This is a genomic window from Mesorhizobium sp. M0478, from assembly GCF_040321305.1.
GTDB lineage: Bacteria > Pseudomonadota > Alphaproteobacteria > Rhizobiales > Rhizobiaceae > Mesorhizobium.
The window spans coordinates 412349-429241 of sequence record NZ_JAMYRH010000005.1; the positions used below are offsets into that span (position 1 = coordinate 412349).

Annotated in this window: 15 protein-coding genes and 1 pseudogene; 6 read left to right on the plus strand and 10 right to left on the minus strand. The window is 64.1% G+C overall.

Features of this window, described 5'->3' with window-relative positions:
• Nucleotides 1–24 precede the first annotated feature (24 nt).
• The 4 genes from NKI64_RS15690 to NKI64_RS15705 all read right to left on the minus strand — a co-directional run bounded on the left by NKI64_RS15690 (nt 25) and on the right by NKI64_RS15705 (nt 4209).
• Entirely contained in the window at nt 25–1110 is a 1086-nt protein-coding gene (locus NKI64_RS15690) for an ABC transporter ATP-binding protein (RefSeq protein WP_352668637.1), read from the minus strand.
• Nucleotides 1111–1305: 195 nt separating this feature from the next.
• Nucleotides 1306–1896 carry a DUF922 domain-containing Zn-dependent protease gene (locus NKI64_RS15695; protein ID WP_023699145.1) on the minus strand — a complete coding sequence of 197 codons (591 nt, stop codon included), beginning with the start codon at nt 1894–1896 and terminating at the stop codon, nt 1306–1308.
• A 52-nt stretch (nt 1897–1948) separates the two neighbouring features.
• On the minus strand, nt 1949–3226 hold the full coding sequence (locus tag NKI64_RS15700; RefSeq protein WP_023699146.1) for a D-tagatose-bisphosphate aldolase, class II, non-catalytic subunit: 1278 nt from the start codon (nt 3224–3226) through the stop codon (nt 1949–1951).
• Nucleotides 3223–4209 carry a tagatose kinase gene (locus NKI64_RS15705; protein ID WP_023699147.1) on the minus strand — a complete coding sequence of 329 codons (987 nt, stop codon included), beginning with the start codon at nt 4207–4209 and terminating at the stop codon, nt 3223–3225. Before NKI64_RS15705 ends, NKI64_RS15700 begins: the two co-directional genes overlap by 4 nt.
• Nucleotides 4210–4419: 210 nt before the next feature.
• On the opposite strand from NKI64_RS15705, the gene NKI64_RS15710 reads away from it, so the two are divergent.
• Nucleotides 4420–5049 carry a glutathione S-transferase family protein gene (locus NKI64_RS15710; RefSeq protein ID WP_023834505.1) on the plus strand — a complete coding sequence of 210 codons (630 nt, stop codon included), beginning with the start codon at nt 4420–4422 and terminating at the stop codon, nt 5047–5049.
• A gap of 149 nt (nt 5050–5198) precedes the next feature.
• Entirely contained in the window at nt 5199–5432 is a 234-nt protein-coding gene (locus NKI64_RS15715; RefSeq protein WP_031202909.1) for a hypothetical protein, read from the plus strand.
• Nucleotides 5433–5497: 65 nt separating this feature from the next.
• Here the strand turns inward: NKI64_RS15715 and NKI64_RS15720 are convergent, their stop codons facing one another.
• The 6 genes and pseudogenes from NKI64_RS15720 to NKI64_RS15745 form a co-directional block, all read right to left on the minus strand.
• Nucleotides 5498–5995 carry a GNAT family N-acetyltransferase gene (locus tag NKI64_RS15720; RefSeq protein ID WP_023828764.1) on the minus strand — a complete coding sequence of 166 codons (498 nt, stop codon included), beginning with the start codon at nt 5993–5995 and terminating at the stop codon, nt 5498–5500.
• A 10-nt stretch (nt 5996–6005) separates the two neighbouring features.
• Entirely contained in the window at nt 6006–7022 is a 1017-nt protein-coding gene (locus NKI64_RS15725) for an ABC transporter permease (RefSeq protein WP_023673479.1), read from the minus strand.
• Nucleotides 7019–8650: a sugar ABC transporter ATP-binding protein gene (locus NKI64_RS15730; protein WP_502901377.1), complete on the minus strand. Its 1632-nt coding sequence runs from the start codon at nt 8648–8650 to the stop codon at nt 7019–7021. Before NKI64_RS15730 ends, NKI64_RS15725 begins: the two co-directional genes overlap by 4 nt.
• Before the next feature lie 171 nt (nt 8651–8821).
• Nucleotides 8822–9769: a substrate-binding domain-containing protein gene (locus NKI64_RS15735; RefSeq protein WP_023834503.1), complete on the minus strand. Its 948-nt coding sequence runs from the start codon at nt 9767–9769 to the stop codon at nt 8822–8824.
• 406 nt (nt 9770–10175) lie between these two features.
• A pseudogene (locus NKI64_RS15740) lies at nt 10176–11182 on the minus strand (aldo/keto reductase).
• Entirely contained in the window at nt 11179–11535 is a 357-nt protein-coding gene (locus NKI64_RS15745) for a hypothetical protein (protein ID WP_155921580.1), read from the minus strand. The pseudogene NKI64_RS15740 and the gene NKI64_RS15745 overlap by 4 nt, the downstream one beginning before the upstream one ends.
• A gap of 44 nt (nt 11536–11579) precedes the next feature.
• Between NKI64_RS15745 and NKI64_RS15750 the strand changes: the two genes are divergently transcribed.
• The 4 genes from NKI64_RS15750 to NKI64_RS15765 all read left to right on the plus strand — a co-directional run bounded on the left by NKI64_RS15750 (nt 11580) and on the right by NKI64_RS15765 (nt 16889).
• Entirely contained in the window at nt 11580–11804 is a 225-nt protein-coding gene (locus NKI64_RS15750) for a hypothetical protein (protein WP_023699154.1), read from the plus strand.
• Nucleotides 11805–11917: 113 nt separating this feature from the next.
• On the plus strand, nt 11918–14410 hold the full coding sequence (gene ligD / locus NKI64_RS15755; protein WP_023819070.1) for a DNA ligase D: 2493 nt from the start codon (nt 11918–11920) through the stop codon (nt 14408–14410).
• Nucleotides 14411–14859: 449 nt separating this feature from the next.
• On the plus strand, nt 14860–15765 hold the full coding sequence (ku, locus tag NKI64_RS15760) for a non-homologous end joining protein Ku (RefSeq protein ID WP_023685883.1): 906 nt from the start codon (nt 14860–14862) through the stop codon (nt 15763–15765).
• Nucleotides 15762–16889: a tetratricopeptide repeat protein gene (locus NKI64_RS15765; RefSeq protein ID WP_352668644.1), complete on the plus strand. Its 1128-nt coding sequence runs from the start codon at nt 15762–15764 to the stop codon at nt 16887–16889. Before ku ends, NKI64_RS15765 begins: the two co-directional genes overlap by 4 nt.
• Nucleotides 16890–16893: the final 4 nt, after the last annotated feature.

Genomic DNA, 16893 nt, shown 5'->3' on the forward strand with positions numbered 1-16893 from the left:
TTTATCTTCCTTGCTATGCGGTCCTTACCATCCGTTACGCGTTTCAAATCGTGTTCCGGTCTTGCCGTCAAAGAGATGAATCAGGCCAGGCGCGGCAGAGAGCCGTATGGATTCGCCCGGTGTGAAGGCATGGCGTTCGCGGAAATTGGCGACGATCTCGTCGCCGCCGGCGGTGCGGCCGATGATCTGCACTTCCGACCCGGTCGGCTCGACCACCGCGACGGTGACTTGAATGCCTTGGTCTGACGATAGCCGCAAATGCTCGGGCCGTATTCCCAGCACCACCGGATGACCGTTGCCAACCGCCGGCGCGCCGGCCAGCGGCACGGAAATTCCCCCGGCGCCGCGAAAGGACGGAGACCCGTCGGTGACGATCTCGCCCTTGATCAGGTTCATGGCGGGCGAGCCGATGAAACTGGCGACGAAGAGATTGTTGGGCCTGTCGTAGAGCTCCAGCGGCGGTCCGATCTGTTCGACGATGCCGTCATGCATGACGACGATCTTGTCGGCCATGGTCATGGCCTCGATCTGGTCGTGGGTGACATAGACTGTCGTCGTCTTGAGCCGCTGGTGCAGTTCCTTGATCTCGGCGCGCATCTGCACCCTGAGCTTGGCGTCGAGATTGGAGAGCGGTTCGTCGAACAGGAAAACCTGTGGATCGCGCACGATCGCCCGGCCCATGGCGACGCGCTGGCGCTGGCCGCCGGAAAGCTGGCGCGGATATCGCGTCAGCAATGGCACCAGCCCGAGGATTTCGGCGGCGCGCTGAATGCTGGTAGCGCAATCGGCCTTCGAAACACCTTTGAGCATGAGCGAGAACGCCATGTTCTCGGCGACCGTCATGTGCGGGTAGAGCGCGTAGTTCTGGAACACCATGGCAACGTCGCGCTCTTTCGGCGCAACGTTGTTGACGACCCGATCCCCGATCGCGATCTCGCCCCGAGAAATCTTTTCCAGGCCGGCGATCATCCTGAGAAGGGTCGATTTTCCGCAACCCGACGGGCCGACCAGCGTGACGAATTCGCCGTCGTCGATATCCACACTGACGCCATGCAGGACCTCGACGGTCCCGAACGATTTGTAAACATCGCCGATCACGACAGACGCCATCGATCTCCTCCCGAATGCTTCTTGCGACGCCCCGAAGGAAACCGCTCCTCTCCCGCCTCGCGGCCGTCTCCCATTCCCCCAACAGGTCGCGTGACGATCAGACGGTAGCGCTACCAAGCCTGCCTGTAAAGCGGCCATGCGGACGGTTTTCTTGTCGTTCGAAACACTCGGCGCAATGAACGGCACACCGGCAAACTACCCCCCATTCACAAAAGCCAGCACCAGCTTTTGCAGGTTTCCGCCGGGGCCGAATTCGACCCGGTCGAAGTCGCGGCTCGCCTGCCGCTGTGCCAGCGAGATCTGGACGAGTTGCCTCGTCAGCTCGGTTCTGATCTTGCTGCAGCCGGGGTCATCATTAACGGTCAGGCCGACGCTCACCGCCTCGATCTTGCGCACCATCTCGGCGATGGCTGCGCCATGCACTCTCTCGTGGGCGGCGAGCCCGGCGATGAACACCGTCCAGTTCTTCTGGACGGAAGCCGGCAACGGTTCGGCCGGCTTTGGCAAGGTGTAGGTGATGATCAGTTTCGGGCGCGCCGATTTGAGCACGCAGGCGTCACCTTGCGGCCTGTAGTCCCTGGTCCAGGTCAGCTTGAAATTGGTGTGCGCAATGACCCGACCCTTGCCGAGCAAGGGGCCGGCTTCGCCGATCGCGGCATAGAGTTCCGGGCCGGTCCGCCCTGCGATGGCGTAGGTCTCGACCTTTTCGACCGGCTTCCAGTCGGCGCGTGCCGGCGACGCCAGCAGGGAGGCCGCGAACAGGAGAAAGAACATGGCTGGTTTCATGGAAACGTCAGAGACACTGGGCTGAGGCAAAGATCAACCCGGCGCAATGCACTCAGGTCCCACGGCAGGCCGCGTCATAGTCGGCCAGCACCTGATCGACAGCTTCGAGAAGGATAGCCTCGGGATTGCCCGCCGGCCCGAGTTCGGCCGGCAGCGCCGGCAGGAATTGCCGCATCAGCGTTTCGGGAATGGCAACGTCGTCCAGCGCCTTGCGCAGGCGCTCGACCGCCGCGACAGCGGTGGGGTTGCTCCAATAATAGCGGATGCGATCGCTGTAGCTGTAATGCCGCTGCACATAGAGCTCTGCTTCGTTGCCATGATAGTGGCTGTGCCAATGGCCGGGTGCTGCCAGCATCGCGCTTTCCATGGTGCGGGCGAGCGACCGGTCGCCATAGTCCCTGGCCATTTCGGAGGCGATCAGGTCGAGCCCGTAAAGCGCCTCGCGCAAGGCGAAGGTCAGGCCGGGGCCGACCTTGAGGATAGGAAAGCCGTTTGCGACCAGCGCGGTCAAAGCCGCACGGGTCTGGTAGTCGGTCGAATGCGCCTCGTAGACGAGCGACGGCTGCTCATCGAGCAAGCCGGTCAGGCCCTTGGATTTTTCGGGCGCGTAGGCGACGACATTCTGGCTGCCGAATTCCACGCCCGGCTGCACCACCACGGCCATGACGCGGCCGAACGCCTCGGTCAGGCCTTCGCGGGCAAAGATCTCCCGGTGAACCTCGATCGTGCGCCGCGCCGCCGCCGCCTCGGTCGGCTTCAACTCGCTGATCGCATGGTCGACGCCGCCGGGGGCGGGAACTTCGGTGCCGATGATGTAGACCGGCAAGGTGCTGCCTGCGGCGTGCGCGCCCGTTTCGGCCGCCTTTGCCAGCCGCGCCGCCCGGGTGGCGATGGTCTCGTCGTCAAGCGCCGCCGGCTCGCCGGCGCAGCCCATCGATGCGTCGAGATGGATCTTGGTGAAGCCGGCCGCGATATAGGCGCCGACCATGGCCTCGGCCTTGTCCATCGCCTGCGCCGCCGGCTCTGCGCGCCACGGGTTCGGTCCCAGATGGTCGCCGCCGAAGATGATACGCGAGGCTTCCAGCCCCTCGCGGCAGGCGATCTCCAGCACGAAGGCGACGAACAGCGCCGGGGTCATTCCGGTATAGCCGCCGAACTGGTTGACCTGATTGCAGGTTGCCTCAATCAGCAGGTTTTTCTCCCTGTCGGCAACGGCGCGCCTGATCGCCGTCTGGATCACCAGCGGATGCGCGGAGCAGATCGAGGTGATGCCGTAGGGCGAGCCGTTTTTGCGCGCGCTGGCGAGGCCTGCAAGCGGGTTGGCGCTCATGTCCGTCTCGCTGTTCCCTTGATGAATTGATCGAGTCCGTCGAAGCTGGTGACGCCCTCCATCGGGCCGCGCCGGGTGACGTTGCGGGCGCCGGCGGCATTGGCATAAAGCAGCGCCTTGCCGGGCTCCATCCCCTGGCGGCGGCAGGTCAGGTAGGTGGCGCCGAAACAATCGCCGGCGCCCGTGGGGTCGACTTCCTCGACCTGAAAACCGGCGCAGTCGATCCTGGCGCCGTCGGCGCCGAACCAGGAAGAGCCGTCAGCACCGCGCTTCAGCACGATCTCGCCGACGCCCCTGGCAAACAGCGCCGCCACCGCCCGGTGCTCGTCATCGACGCCCGCCGTAGCGAGCAATTCGTCGCCGGACGGCAGCAGCAGGTCGGCATCGTCGATGAGTGCGGAAAACAGTGCGCCGTCGGAGCCGTCGATCAGCTCCTTGCGCACATTCGGGTCGAATGAGGTCGAGCCGCCGCGGGCACGAACCGCCTGCACTGCGTAGCTGACGATCTCCTTCAGCCCTGCCACCGACAGCGTCGATCCCATGATATGCAGATGGCCGGCCCTGTCCGCCAGCAGGCGCGCAGCAGTGGTCAGGTGGATCTGCCCGGCGGCGGATTCGGCGATGTTGTAGACGAAGTCCCTGATACCATCGGGCCGGTAGCGCACGAAGGCGCATCCCGTCGGGAAGCGGTCGCTGATATCGACGGCTGAGACGTCGACGCCGTCGCGCTCCAGCCTGTCCAGGTTGAGCGTGCCGAAATCGTCGCGGCCGACGCAGCCGATAATGCCGGCGCCGCCTCCCAGCCGGGCGACCTGATCGATGAAGATCGCCGGCGCACCGCTGGGGAATGGCCCGACAAGCGATTGCGGCTCGAGGAAGCCGAAACCCCGTTCCGTCGCCATGATCTCGACCAGGATTTCGCCGGCGACAATCGTTGGCCCCACGGCCTCGGCGGCGATCTCGCTTCGGCGCGAAAGGCTCATGCTTGCGATTCCTCTCACACGCAAACTGATTGCTTGCCCGCGCAGTTATCCGACGCAAGTGTTTATCGGGTAAATCGCACATACAGCGAAGTCAATAAAACTCTACATGCGTATAGTTTATCTGTTTCCGCGCGTACACATTGCAGGATTCGGGTGGCTGGGATCGTGGCACCGTGCAAATCAGGCGTCGACCGCAGCGAAAGGACAGCCATGCTCACGCTTCATGATTATTTGCCGTCGCAAAACGTTTGGAAGGCGAGGGTCGTGCTCGGCCTGCTCAACATTCCCTATGAAAGCCGCCTGGTGTCGATTTTCGAGGGCGAGAGCCACACCGACGCCTTCCTGAAGCTCAACCCGGCCGGCGCCGTTCCTGTGCTCGAACTCGAGGATGGCCGTGCGATCGCCGAATCGAATGCGATCCTCATTTATCTCGCCGAAGGCACGCCCTTGCTGCCGGCGGATCGCTATGTCAGCGCGAAAATTATGCAATGGCTGTTCTTCGAACAGTACCATGTCGAGCCGGTCATCGGCTCCCTGCGCTTCTGGACGCTGGCCGGAAGGCTGGAGCGCAACCAGGCGATGGTTCCGGCCAAGCGCGAAGCCGGCGCCCGCACGCTGGCAGCGCTGGAGCGCAGCCTGAACGACACGCCGTTCCTTGTCGGCGACACGCTCACCATCGCCGACATTGCTGTCTATGCCTACGGCCACCGTGCCGAAGATTGCGGCTTTGCGCTGGCGGCTTATCCGGCGGTCCTCGCCTGGACGGACCGGGTGCGCGACGCCATCGGTCCCGGCTATCCCGTGCATCTCTACAGCATCGATCCGCACTCGGCTGCTTGACGGCAAAAGGCGCGCGCGTTCATCTTGCTTAGTCGAAAAGAAGACCCAGATTCTGCTTTGTCGGCGGTTTTTACTCGCAATCCGTTGGCTGGATGGCCGGGTCTCGGCGTCATCTCGACGACCGGCCGGCACTTAGCATGGAGGTGACCATGACACGCGACGACATCATTTCGGTGTTGGGGCCGGTAGACGAGGCAGTCATAGCCGACATCGCGCTGACCGGCGCCACCCTTGAAGAACTGCGCGAGGCGTTCGCCTGGCTCGGTGCCGACGAGGCGCTGGTCAACGAGGGCCGCCGCTTGCCGGGAACGAAGGTGGCGCGGCTGATCGAAATTCTCGATATGCCGGACGACGAGGACGGCCGGCAAGCGGCGGCGCAGTAGGCTGTAGGCGTAGGGTATCGATCCGCGCCACCTTATTCCCTATTCCACACTGCCTGTTCCCTTCCTTACGCCCTCGACAGCAGCCGGCGCATGATCAGCGAGGCGTGGCCGCCAACGCCGTGCGCGGCCGTGTGGCGCTCGACCACTTCGAAACCGTGCTTGCGATAGAAGGCGATCGCCCGGTCGTTGCCCTCGATCACTTCCAGCGCAATGCTGGGGATGCCGGCATGCGCGACAAGCACCGCGTGCAGCAGGTCGGTGGCGAGCCCGCTGCCGAACTCTGTCTTGTCGATGTGCAGCCGGTCGAGCAGGACATCGCCACGATCGTCCATCGCCGCCATCGCGTAGCCGGCGATCGAACCGTCCGGCCGTTCGGCCACGAACGACATCTTGTTGTCGTCCCCAAGTTCCTCTGCCAGCCGCTCGGGCGCATGCTTGTCGTCCGAGAGCCGCGCGGTATTTTCAGGTCCCAGGATCGACGAATAGGTGCGCCGCCAAGACTCTCCCAGCAGCCGCGATACCGACGCTACATCGTTCTCTGCCATCGCCCTGATCTGAACCATGGCCGATCCCTTACCGCCTTACCCGCGACTTCAGCCAACGATCGAAGGCCACGGCCAGGATCAGGATCAGGCCGATGACGATGCTTTGTGTGTAGGACGAGACATTGTTGAACTGCAGCCCGTTCTGCAGCACGCCGATCAGCGCTGCGCCCACCACCGTGCCGCCGACCGAGCCGATGCCGCCGAATAGCGAGGTACCGCCGATGACCACGGCGGAAATCACCGTAAGTTCGTAGCCGATGCCGGCTACGGCTTCGGAGGAGTTGAGCCGTGCTGACAAAACGAAGGCCGCCAGCCCGGCGAAGAAGCCGACGATGACATAGACCGAGATCAGAATGCGGTCGACGCGCAGGCCCGAAAGGCGCGCGGCCTCGGCATTGCCGCCGACGGCATAGACGGCGCGGCCGTAGCGCGTATAGCGCAGCACGATGTGGCACAGGATGGCCGCCACCGCGAAGATGATCGCCGGCACCGGCACCGGTCCGATGAGCCCGGTGCCGAACCAGCGCATCGAGGCGTCGAAACCGGAGATCGGTCCACCATTGGAGATGGTCAGCGTCAGGCCGCGAAACACTGTGAGACCACCCAGCGTGACGACGAAGGGCGGCACTTTCAGCCTGGTGATGGCAAAGCCCTGGACGCCGCCGGCCAGCGCCCCGACGATGACGGCGGCAAGCAAGGCGGCGAACCAGCCATATCCTTGCGTGCCCGTGGTCGACAGCGACAGCGTGTTGGCGGTGCCGCCCTTGGCCACCACCGCCGCCACCATGCCGCAGAAGGCGAGCAGTGAGCCGACCGACAGGTCGATGCCGGCAGTGAGGATGACGAAAGTCATGCCGAGCGCGATCAGCCCGGTGATCGAGATCTGCCTCAAAATGTTGAACAGGTTGATTGGATCGATGAAGCTCGGCTTCAGCACGGTGAAGATGACGATCAACACCGCCAGGAACATCAGCGGCCCAAAACTCATCAGAAGCCGCGCGATGTTGATGCCGCTGCGCTGGGTCTGTTCGGTGGTGCTGGTCATTGCGTTGCGTCCTGCTTGCGGTCGAGCGCCATCAGTTCCATCAGTTTTTCCTCGGTCGCTTCGATGCCCGGCATTTCGCCAGTGATACGGCCGCGCCGCATCGTAACGATGCGATCCGACACCGCCAGCACCTCCGGCAGCTCCGACGAGATCATCATGATGGCGATGCCGCGTGCGGCAAGCTGCACCAGGATCTGGTGCACTTCGGCCTTGGCGCCGACATCGACGCCGCGCGTCGGCTCGTCGACGATCAGTACTTTCGGGTCGCGCGCCAGCCAGCGGGCCAGGATCACCTTTTGCTGGTTGCCGCCGGACAGCCCCTCGATCGCCTGCTCGGGCGAAGCCATGCGGATCGACAGTGCCTTGCGATAGCCGGCCAGCGCCTCGCGCTCGCGCCGTTCGGCCATGAAGCCGGCGCCATTGCTGTAGCGGCCGAGCGAGGCGATGGAGAAATTGTTGAGAATGCCAAGTGCTGCAAAAATCGCCTGGTGCTTGCGGTCTTCCGGCACCAGCCCGATGCCGAGTTTGATGGCGTCGGCGGGGGAGGCCGGGGCGATCGGCTTGCCGTCCAGCGTGATGTTACCCGCCGCGATGCGGTCGGCGCCGAAAATGGCGCGGGCAAGCTCGGTGCGGCCGGAACCGACGAGACCGGCAACGCCGAGGATTTCGCCGGCCTTCACATCGAGGTCGACGCCTTCGAGCACGATGGCGTGCGGCGCCAGCGGATCGCGCACCGTTCGCAAGCCTCGCACCGAGAGCCGGACCTCGCCGGCGACGTCGCGCTGCGTCGGCCGCGCGTAGAGTTCGGAGGCGGCGCGGCCGACCATCTTCTCGATGATCTTCGGAATCTGGATGGGCCGGCCGTCGCGGTCGAGATGACCGGCCAGCCTGCCGTCCCGCAGCACGGTCATGCGGTCGCAAATGGCGGACGCTTCTTCCAGCCGGTGGGTGACGAACATGATGGCGACACCGTCCTTGCGCAGCCTGTCCATGATCGACATAAGCTTCTGCACCTCAGTCTCGGTCAGCGCCGAGGTCGGCTCGTCCATGATGATCAGGCGGCTTTCCAGCGACAGAGCGCGGGCGATTTCGACCAGCTGCTGTTCGGCTACCGATAGCGAGGACACCGGCGTTGCCGGATCGATGTCGAGACCGACGCGGGCGATGATCGCGCGCGAGGCCTCCTCCATCCTGCGCCAGCTGACCAGCCCGAGCGGACCGATCGGCGCGCGGCCGATGAAGATGTTTTCCGCAACCGTCAGCGTCGGGATCAGGCTCAGTTCCTGATAGATGGTGACGATGCCATGCCGCTTCGCATCCTGCGGACTGGACGGCGCGTAGTCGGCGCCGTCGAAGACGATGCGGCCGCTTGACGGCGGCATCACGCCGGACAGGATTTTCAACAGCGTCGACTTGCCGGCGCCGTTCTCGCCGAGCAGGCCAAGGATCTCACTGGGCCGCACCTCGAGCGAAACGTCGATGAGCGCGGTGACGCCGGAAAAATGCTTGGTCACGCCTTCGACGGAAAGGAGCGGGGGCGATGATGCGGTGGGCTCAACGGCGGACAAGCATTGCTCCCGGATTGCGATAGGCAGGGGGACAGCGCCCCCCTCTGTCCTGCCGGACATCTCCCCCACACGGGGGGAGATCAGCAGTTTTGCCGGCAGCACTTTTTCTACAGCGTTGGCGATTGGCGAAAACAGACGTGACGGCCAATCTCCCCCCAAGTGGGGGAGATGTCCGGCAGGACAGAGGGGGGCGCGACAGAGCGCGACCTCCACCCGTCATGGGCCTTACTCTCACTTCGTCTCGTTCAACCTCTCCGCCTTGTCGAGATTGTCCTTGCCGATGACGATCGGCGTCAACAGCACCAGCTTCTCCTTCGGCTCGGTCTTGTCCCTGGCGAAGGCGACCGCGATCTGCACCGCCGTGCGCGACTGTTCGCCGGGGAACTGTTCGACAGTGCCGGCGAGCTTGCCGTCGCGCACGGCGACCAGCGCTTCCGGCAGCGCGTCGAAGCCGTAGATCTTGACGTCGGTGAAGTTGCGCGCGGCACAGGCTTCGAGCGCGCCGAGCGCCATGTCGTCATTGGCGCAGATGATGGCGTCCGGCTTGCCGTTGGCGGCAAGCCCGGCCTCGGTCACCGACAGCGCTTCGGCGCGGGCGAAGTTGGCGGTCTGCTCGAAGATGATCTGGTACTTGTCCTTGAGCGGATCGAGCACATTGTGGACGCCTTTGTTGCGGTCGATCGCGGGCCCGGCACCCGGCTGGCCCTGCAAATGGAACAGCTTGGCGCCGTTGGGGAACGCCGCCACCATGGCCTGCGCCTCGGCCTCGCCGCCCTTGACATTGTCGGCGCCGACATGGGCCAGAATGCCCTCGACGCCGTCGACGCGGCGGTCGATCGTCACCACCGGAACCCCGGCCTTGACCGCTTCCTCGATCGCCGGCGCCAGCGCGTTGACGTCAAGCGGCGAAATCACGATGGCGTTGACCTTCTGCACAAGTGCGGCCTCGATGTCGGCGGTCTGCTTCGGCGCCGAGTTCTGGCCGTCGCTCTCGGTCAGATTGACGCCTTGCGCTTGCGCCTCCGCCTTGATCTCGTTCAGCATGTGCACAAAGAACGGGAAGCCGAGATTGGGCACCGAACCCAATATGGTCAGTTTGTCGGCGGCAAAGGCCATGGGCACAGCCAGCGCCATGGCGCCGGTCGCCACGGTCGACAACAGGAATTCGCGTCTGTTCATCAGATATCCTCCCACATGGATGCAGGAGCCCGAAACCGTTAGCGGCTCGGGATTTTCCTGCGTCGATTCAAAAATGGAGTGTCCTGTGAGCGCCCGAACGGACGCGACGGCGCTCCAGCCGGTCCACCGCAACGTCTCCTCCGCTCGGCGCCGACCCAGGGATGCTAGCCAAGGAAAATCGATTACGCAAGGTGAGGCGAGGGGCTGAAACTGCTAATCTCCCCCCTTGTGGGGGAGATGTCCGGCAGGACAGAGGGGGGCGCTGTCCCGCCGACATTGGCCAATTTCACTTACATCTTTGAGCTAACCTCTACGCAGAATACTTGATGCGGGCGATCCTTCGCGCCCCCCTCTGCCTTGCCAGGCATCTCCCCCACGAGGGGGGAGATTGGCAGCTTAGACGCCTCTACCGATCGATCGTCGTCATCACCCGCTCATTGTAGCGCGGCCCTGAGACCTTGCCCGGCGCAAGGGCAGCGTCGAGCGCAGCTATCTCGGCCGCTCGAGCGTGATCGCGGCCGCAGCAACATTTTCCTCCAGATACTTGCGCCGCTTTGTCCCCGGGATCGGCACGATGTCAATGCCGAAACCGTCGCCCTTGCCGAGCACCCAGGCCAGCGCGATCTGTGCGGGCTTTGCCCCTTTGGCCGCGGCCACCTCCTGCACCGCAGCCGCAGCCGCGACATTAGCGTCGTAGTTGGCGCCCTGGTAGCGGGGGTCGCCGCGGCGGAAATCGCCTTCCGGATAATCCTCGGCGCGCTTGACGTCGCCGGCGAGGAAACCGCGGCCGAGCGGCGCGAACGGCACCAGGCCGATGCCGAGCTTTTTGAGCAGCGGGATGATCTCCGGCTCCAGATTGCGCTCCCAAAGCGAATACTCGCTCTGCAGCGCCGAGACAGGGTGCACGGCATGCGCACGGCCGATATTCGCCGCGCCCGCTTCCGACAGGCCGAAGAAGCGCACCTTGCCATCGGCAACCAGCCGGCCGACCGTGCCGGCGACGTCTTCCATCGGCACCGCCGGATCGACGCGATGCTGGTAGTAAAGGTCGATATGGTCGGTGCCGAGCCGCTTCAGCGAGCCCTCCAGCGCCTCGCGGATATGGTCGGGCCGGCTGTCACGCTCCGTGCCGACCTGTCTGCCGTTTTCGATGCGGAAGCCGAATTTGGTGGCAAGGGTCACCTCATCGCGCCGGCCCTTCAGCGCCCGCCCGAGCAGTTCTTCATTGGCATAGGCGCCGTAGACTTCCGCCGTGTCGAGGAAGGTACAGCCGAGTTCGATGGCTCGGTGCAGGGTGGCGATCGATTCCGCCTCGTCGGCAGGGCCGTAGGACTGGCTCATGCCCATGCAGCCGAGGCCGATCACCGAGACCTGCAGCCCCTGGCTGCCGAGTTTGCGGGTGCTGAGGGTCATTGCCGTTCTCCTTGGGGCTGAGGAAAACTATAGCGGCCGCTCCTCCAGTTTCCATAGCTGTTCGGCGGAAGAACAGCGCTTCCCTTGACAAAACCCAGCCGCAAGCGCCTTTGCCGGCGGCCATTGGGGGCCATGGGATACCAATGAAGAAGATCTACGAGAAGCCGACGCTGAACCGGCGTCAGCAGCTCTCGCGCGTCACCGCGCTCATAATTCCTTCGGACCACTAACCGAATATTGTCGTCGCCATTGCAAAGTCCGCTGCCGAGGCGCAGCGGTTTTTTGCTGCCGTCGGATCGTAGCGCTGCCAGAAGCAGGCGGTCAAAATTGACAGAGCGGCCGATCTCCAGCATCCTTATGCCGCCGCCATGCCGGGCGGCTTGTGTATGAGTGAGCCATGGCCAGTTCCGTCACCAGCCAGAATTCCAAGCGCGCCGCGGTGCGCAAGGCGCTCGACCGCCACAAGGTCTACGTCACCGCGCAAAGCTTTTCCGGCGGCGTCTACTCGGCCCGCGTGCTGGTCGACGGCGAGGCCTACTGGGTCGACGAGTTCCGGCTGAGCCAGCTCCAGCAAGGGCTGTCCCCGGCCGAGCTAGACCTGACGCCGGCCACCGACGATTGAGTGTGAACGCCGTTCCTTCGCACCGCGCTGGGAAATTTGAAATGTTGGCGGGACAGCACTGTGCAGGAACACGGCGCAGGGAAGCTTCGTCCGCCGCCGCTCCCGCCTGACCCATGCCAACCCCGCCAACACTCAAGGCCTATCGCGCCAAGCGCGAATTTACGAAGACGCCGGAACCGGCGGGCGGGCTCATTTCAGGCGACGGCAACCGCTTCGTCGTCCACAAGCATCACGCCACCGCCGACCATTACGATTTGCGCCTGCAGGTCGGCGGCGTGCTGAAAAGCTGGGCGGTGCCGCGCGGCCCCTCGCTCAACCCTGCCGACAAGCGGCTCGCAGTTGAGACCGAGGACCATCCGCTCGAATATATCGACTTCGAGGGCGTCATTCCTGAAGGCGAATATGGCGGCGGGCCGATGATCGTCTGGGACACCGGCACGTGGGCGCCGATGGACGATGTCGACAAGAGCCTGCGCACCGGCGCCTTCAAGTTCCGGCTGGCCGGCGACAAGTTGAATGGCGGCTGGATGCTGACCCGTCTGAAGCCCAAGCCCGGCGAAGACAGCGAGAAGAAAAACTGGCTGCTGTTCAAGGAGCGCGATCTCGCCGCCGATACCGGCCTCGACATCCTGGAAGCGCGGCCGGAAAGCGTGAAGTCCGGCAAGCGCATCGAGGAGCTGGTGGCGCCGCCGAAAAAGCCGGCCCGCCTGCCCCCCAAACCCGGCGCGCTGAAACCCGGTGCGTTGCCCGGTGCGGTCAGGGGCGATCCGCCGTCGCGCATCGAGCCGCAGCTCGCCACGCAGGTGCCGAAGCCACCGGGTGGGCCAGTGGAAGACACAGGTGAACTCTGGTTGCACGAAATAAAATTCGACGGCTATCGTACCATGGCGCATGTCGGAGATGGCGAGGTCAGGTTGATCACCCGCGGCGGCATCGACTGGACGAAGCGTTACGGCGACCTGCCGCAAGCCTTTTCCCGGCTACCGCTCAGCCAGGCGATCATCGACGGCGAGATCATGGTGCTGGACGAGAAGGGCATCTCGCGTTTCGCGCTGCTGCAGGATGCGCTGTCGGCGGGTGCGGGCAGCAAGCTCCATTTCTATGCCTTCGACCTGCTGCATCTCGACGGCTGGGACCTCCGCAAGGCGCCGCTCGCAAAGCGCAAGGCCCTGCTCGCCGAACTGCTAGCCGGACAGGGCGCCAACTCCGCCATCCAGCTGAGCGACCATGTCGAAGGCGACGGACAGGGGCTGTACGATCAGGCCTCGATCCTTGGGCTGGAAGGCGTCGTCTCCAAGCGCGCCAACGCCATGTACCAGAGCGGCCGCACGAAGAGCTGGACCAAGGTCAAGGCGCTGGAGACCGGCGATTTCATCATCGCCGGCTACACCGTTTCCGACGCGGCCGAAGGACTGGCGGCACTCGGCATGGCTGAATTCGCGGATGGCGAACTGCACTATCGCGGCAAGGTTGGCACCGGCTTCGATGCCGCTACGGCGGGCGACTTGCTGGCCCGGCTGCAGCCGCTGCGCGACGGCGCGACAGCACCCGAGGGTGTGCCGCGCGAGATCATGCGCGAGATGAAATGGGTGCGGCCGATGCTGTCGGCCCGCATCCACTACGCCAACCGAACGGCGGACAATTCGCTGCGCCACGGTGTGTTTCGGGGCTTGCGCGATGTCGGCCTGTCGACGCCGGTGTCGCCGAAGCGCAAGCGGCTGATCGCCGAAGCTGATCTCGCAACCATCTGGGTGACCAATCCGGAGCGGCGGCTGTTCGGCAAGACCGGGCCGACCAAACTCGACATCGCCGTCTATTACGCGCTGGTCGGCGATTTCATGCTGCCGCACATTATGGGCCGCCCGGTGTCGCTGGTGCGCTGCCCGACGGGCCTGCCGAAGGACTGTTTCTTCCAGCGCCACGCCTTCACCGGCATGCCGCCGTCGGTGGTCACTTTTGACGCCACCAACTCCGAAGGTGAAACCAAATCCTATCTGTCGGTCGAGGGAGCAAAAGGCTATCTGGCGCTGGCGCAGTTCGGCGTCGTCGAGTTCCACACCTGGGGCACGCATCGCTTGAGCCTCGACAAGCCCGACCAGATCGTTTTCGATCTCGATCCGGGTGAGGGCATCGCCTGGCGCGAGGTGGTCGAGGCCGCCGTCCACATCAAGGGCGAATTGGAACGGCTCGGCCTGGTGCCGTTCGCCAAGACATCCGGCGGCAGCGGCATCCACATAACCGTGCCGGTGACGCAAAAGCAGAACTGGAAGAAGCTGCACCAGGCGACCAGCGCCATCTCCACGCACCTAGCGGCCACCGCGCCCGACACTTTCACCACCACAATGGGCAAGGAAAACCGCAAGCGCCGCATCTTCATCGACTATCACCGCAACGCGCGCGGCCACACCTCCGCGGCGCCTTATTCGCTGCGCGCCCGCACCAACCTGCCGGCGTCGACGCCGGTGAGTTGGGCAGACCTTGAGACGATCGATGCGCCGCAGGATCTGAACTATTCGTCCTTGCCGGGGCTGTTGGCGACGTCGGGCGATCCGTGGGCGGACATGGAGGATTTCGCAAGAGATTTGCCGTTGTTTTCGGGGAAGTAGATCGGGAGGTGTTGGCGATCCGGCACACCCCCCCTCTGTCCTGCCGGACATCTCCCCCGCAAGGGGGGAGATCGGATGTCGCCTCTGCTTTCGCCAATCGCAAACCTTGCAAGAGGAGCGATAAGGTTGAAGCTGCCAATCTCCCCACTTGCGGGGGAGATGTCCGGCAGGACAGAGGGGGGTGCTGTCCCTCCGGCATGACTTACTTCCCCAAGTCCATCGACCATGCGGACAATTTGAATTATCCTCCGTCGGTGCCCTCCAGCTCACCTGGAAGGTTTCGTCAGGAATTTGCCGGTATGTTTGGGGCCGGTGTAGGATTTCCGCAGCACCATTCGTCCTTTGGACGAAGCGCTGCAGTAAGCATGATCCCGAAACGTGGGAACCGGTTTTCGGTTAAGATCATGCTCAGTCTGAAATGTCAGTGCGTGGCCGCGTAGGAGAGTATCATGGCGCCCAGGGCAAGTTGGAAAGGTTACCTCAAGCTCAGCCTCGTCAGCTGTCCGGTCCGGCTCTATCCGGCAACGACGACCAGCGAGCGCATATCGTTCAACCAATTGCACAAGAAGACCCACAACCGCATCAACATGAAGCCGGTCGACCCTGAACTCGGCCTCGTCGAGCGCGCGGACTTGGTCAAGGGTTACGAATACGAGGACAAGCAGTACATCATCATCGATGAGGCCGACCTCGAAGCAGTGCGCATCGAATCCAATCACACGATGAACATCGAGGCCTTCGTCGACGAAGACGAGGTCGACGTCATTTATCAGGATGCGCCGTACTACATGGCGCCGGATGGCGCCATGGCGGAAGAAACCTTCGCCGTGCTGCGCGAGGCCATGCGCAAATCCGGCAAGCTGGCCATTGCCCGCCTTGTCCTGTCCAGCCGAGAGCGCGTGGTGACGATCGGCGCGCGCGAGAACGGCATGTTCGTCTGCACCTTGAGGAACCCGAACGAAGTGCGCGGCACGGCTGAATATTTCGGCAACATCCCTGCCGGCAAGCCCGATCCCGAAATGCTGCAATTGGCCGAAGCGCTGATCAAGCAGAAGGAAACCACCTTCGATCCGAAGAATTATGAGGACCGCTACGAGATCGCGCTGATGACGATGATCCGCGAGAAACTGAAGGGCCATAAGCCGATCATTGCGGCGGCGCCCGAGCGTGGCAATGTCATCAACCTCATGGACGCGTTGAAGGCGAGCCTGTCGCAATCAGCCAAGCCGCCGGCCAAGTCGAAGAGCAAGGCCGACGACGCTGAAAAACCTGCCGCCAAGGGTAAGGCGGGTGCGGCCAAGGAAAACCCGTTGAAGGCCAATCTGCTCAAGGCCGTCGGCAAGAGCAAGGGGTGACGGCGCCGACCGGTATAATCCTGGGCGCCGTCTTCGGCGCCATCGGCGCGCTGGCGGCATTTCCGCTGCGGCTCGCGGCCCGTGAGGTGGAGCGTCAGCACGGCCAGTTGCGGCGCGGCGTCACCAGGCGCACCAGCCATGTTGTGTTCGGCCGAACGCTGATCGCAAAGGCCGGCACGGCGAAGGGCGGCGATGCCGAGATCGAGCGCCGCGTTGCAGCCGAGGGCTCCGCTGGCCGAACACTCCTTAGCGAAAATGGCTTCCTGCGCCTGCTTGGTCTGATGAAGGCGCCGGAGGCGTCTTCGCTGTCCAGGCAGTCTCTCGTCGACCAGTCCAGACTGTCCGGTGCCGACCTCGACCTGCTCAGCCTGTTCGACGCCTTCGAGCACGATTGTGAACCCTACTCGTTCCGCGATCTGATCCTTGCCCGCAAATATGCCGGGCTGGTCGCCGGCGGTGCATCCTGGGGCGCGATCGCGCGCTCCGTGCATCGCTCCGGTCCGGTCGCTTCGCTCACCGCCAAATCGCTCAATGTCGGCTCGCAGCATGGCCGGCCCGATCAGATCTATCTCGAGGATGGCCAGAGCGAACTCGACGGCCAGCTGCTGTTCGATCTCGGCAGCGCAAGCGCAGCCGGCGACGACACGCTGGAAGAATTGTTCGCCGAGGCTGAAAGCGCGGAAGAGGAGGGCCGGCACGACGATGCCGCGGCGCTCTACCAACGCTGCCTCAGCATCGATCCGAGCGACGCCATCGCCGCGTTCAACCGCGCCAATTGCTTGCGTGGCGCCGGTCGCGTGGCCGACTCGGCGCATGACTATGCAAGAGCGATCAAGCTCGATCCGGCGTTCGTCGAGGCCTGGTTCAACCTCGCCGGGCTGATGAGCGACGAAGGCAAGATCGCCTCGGCGCGCCGGCATCTGGTCAAGGCCATTGCGCTCGACAAGAGCTACGCCGATCCGGTGTTCAACCTTGCCCGGCTGGAGTTCGACGCCGGCAATCTGACCGAAGCCCGCCGCCACTGGGTGCGCTATCTCGAACTCGATGCTGACAGCGAATGGGCGCGCACTGCGCAAAAGGGGATACAGTTCGTCGATCTGCAGCTGGCGCGGACGGCGGGGTGAGGCT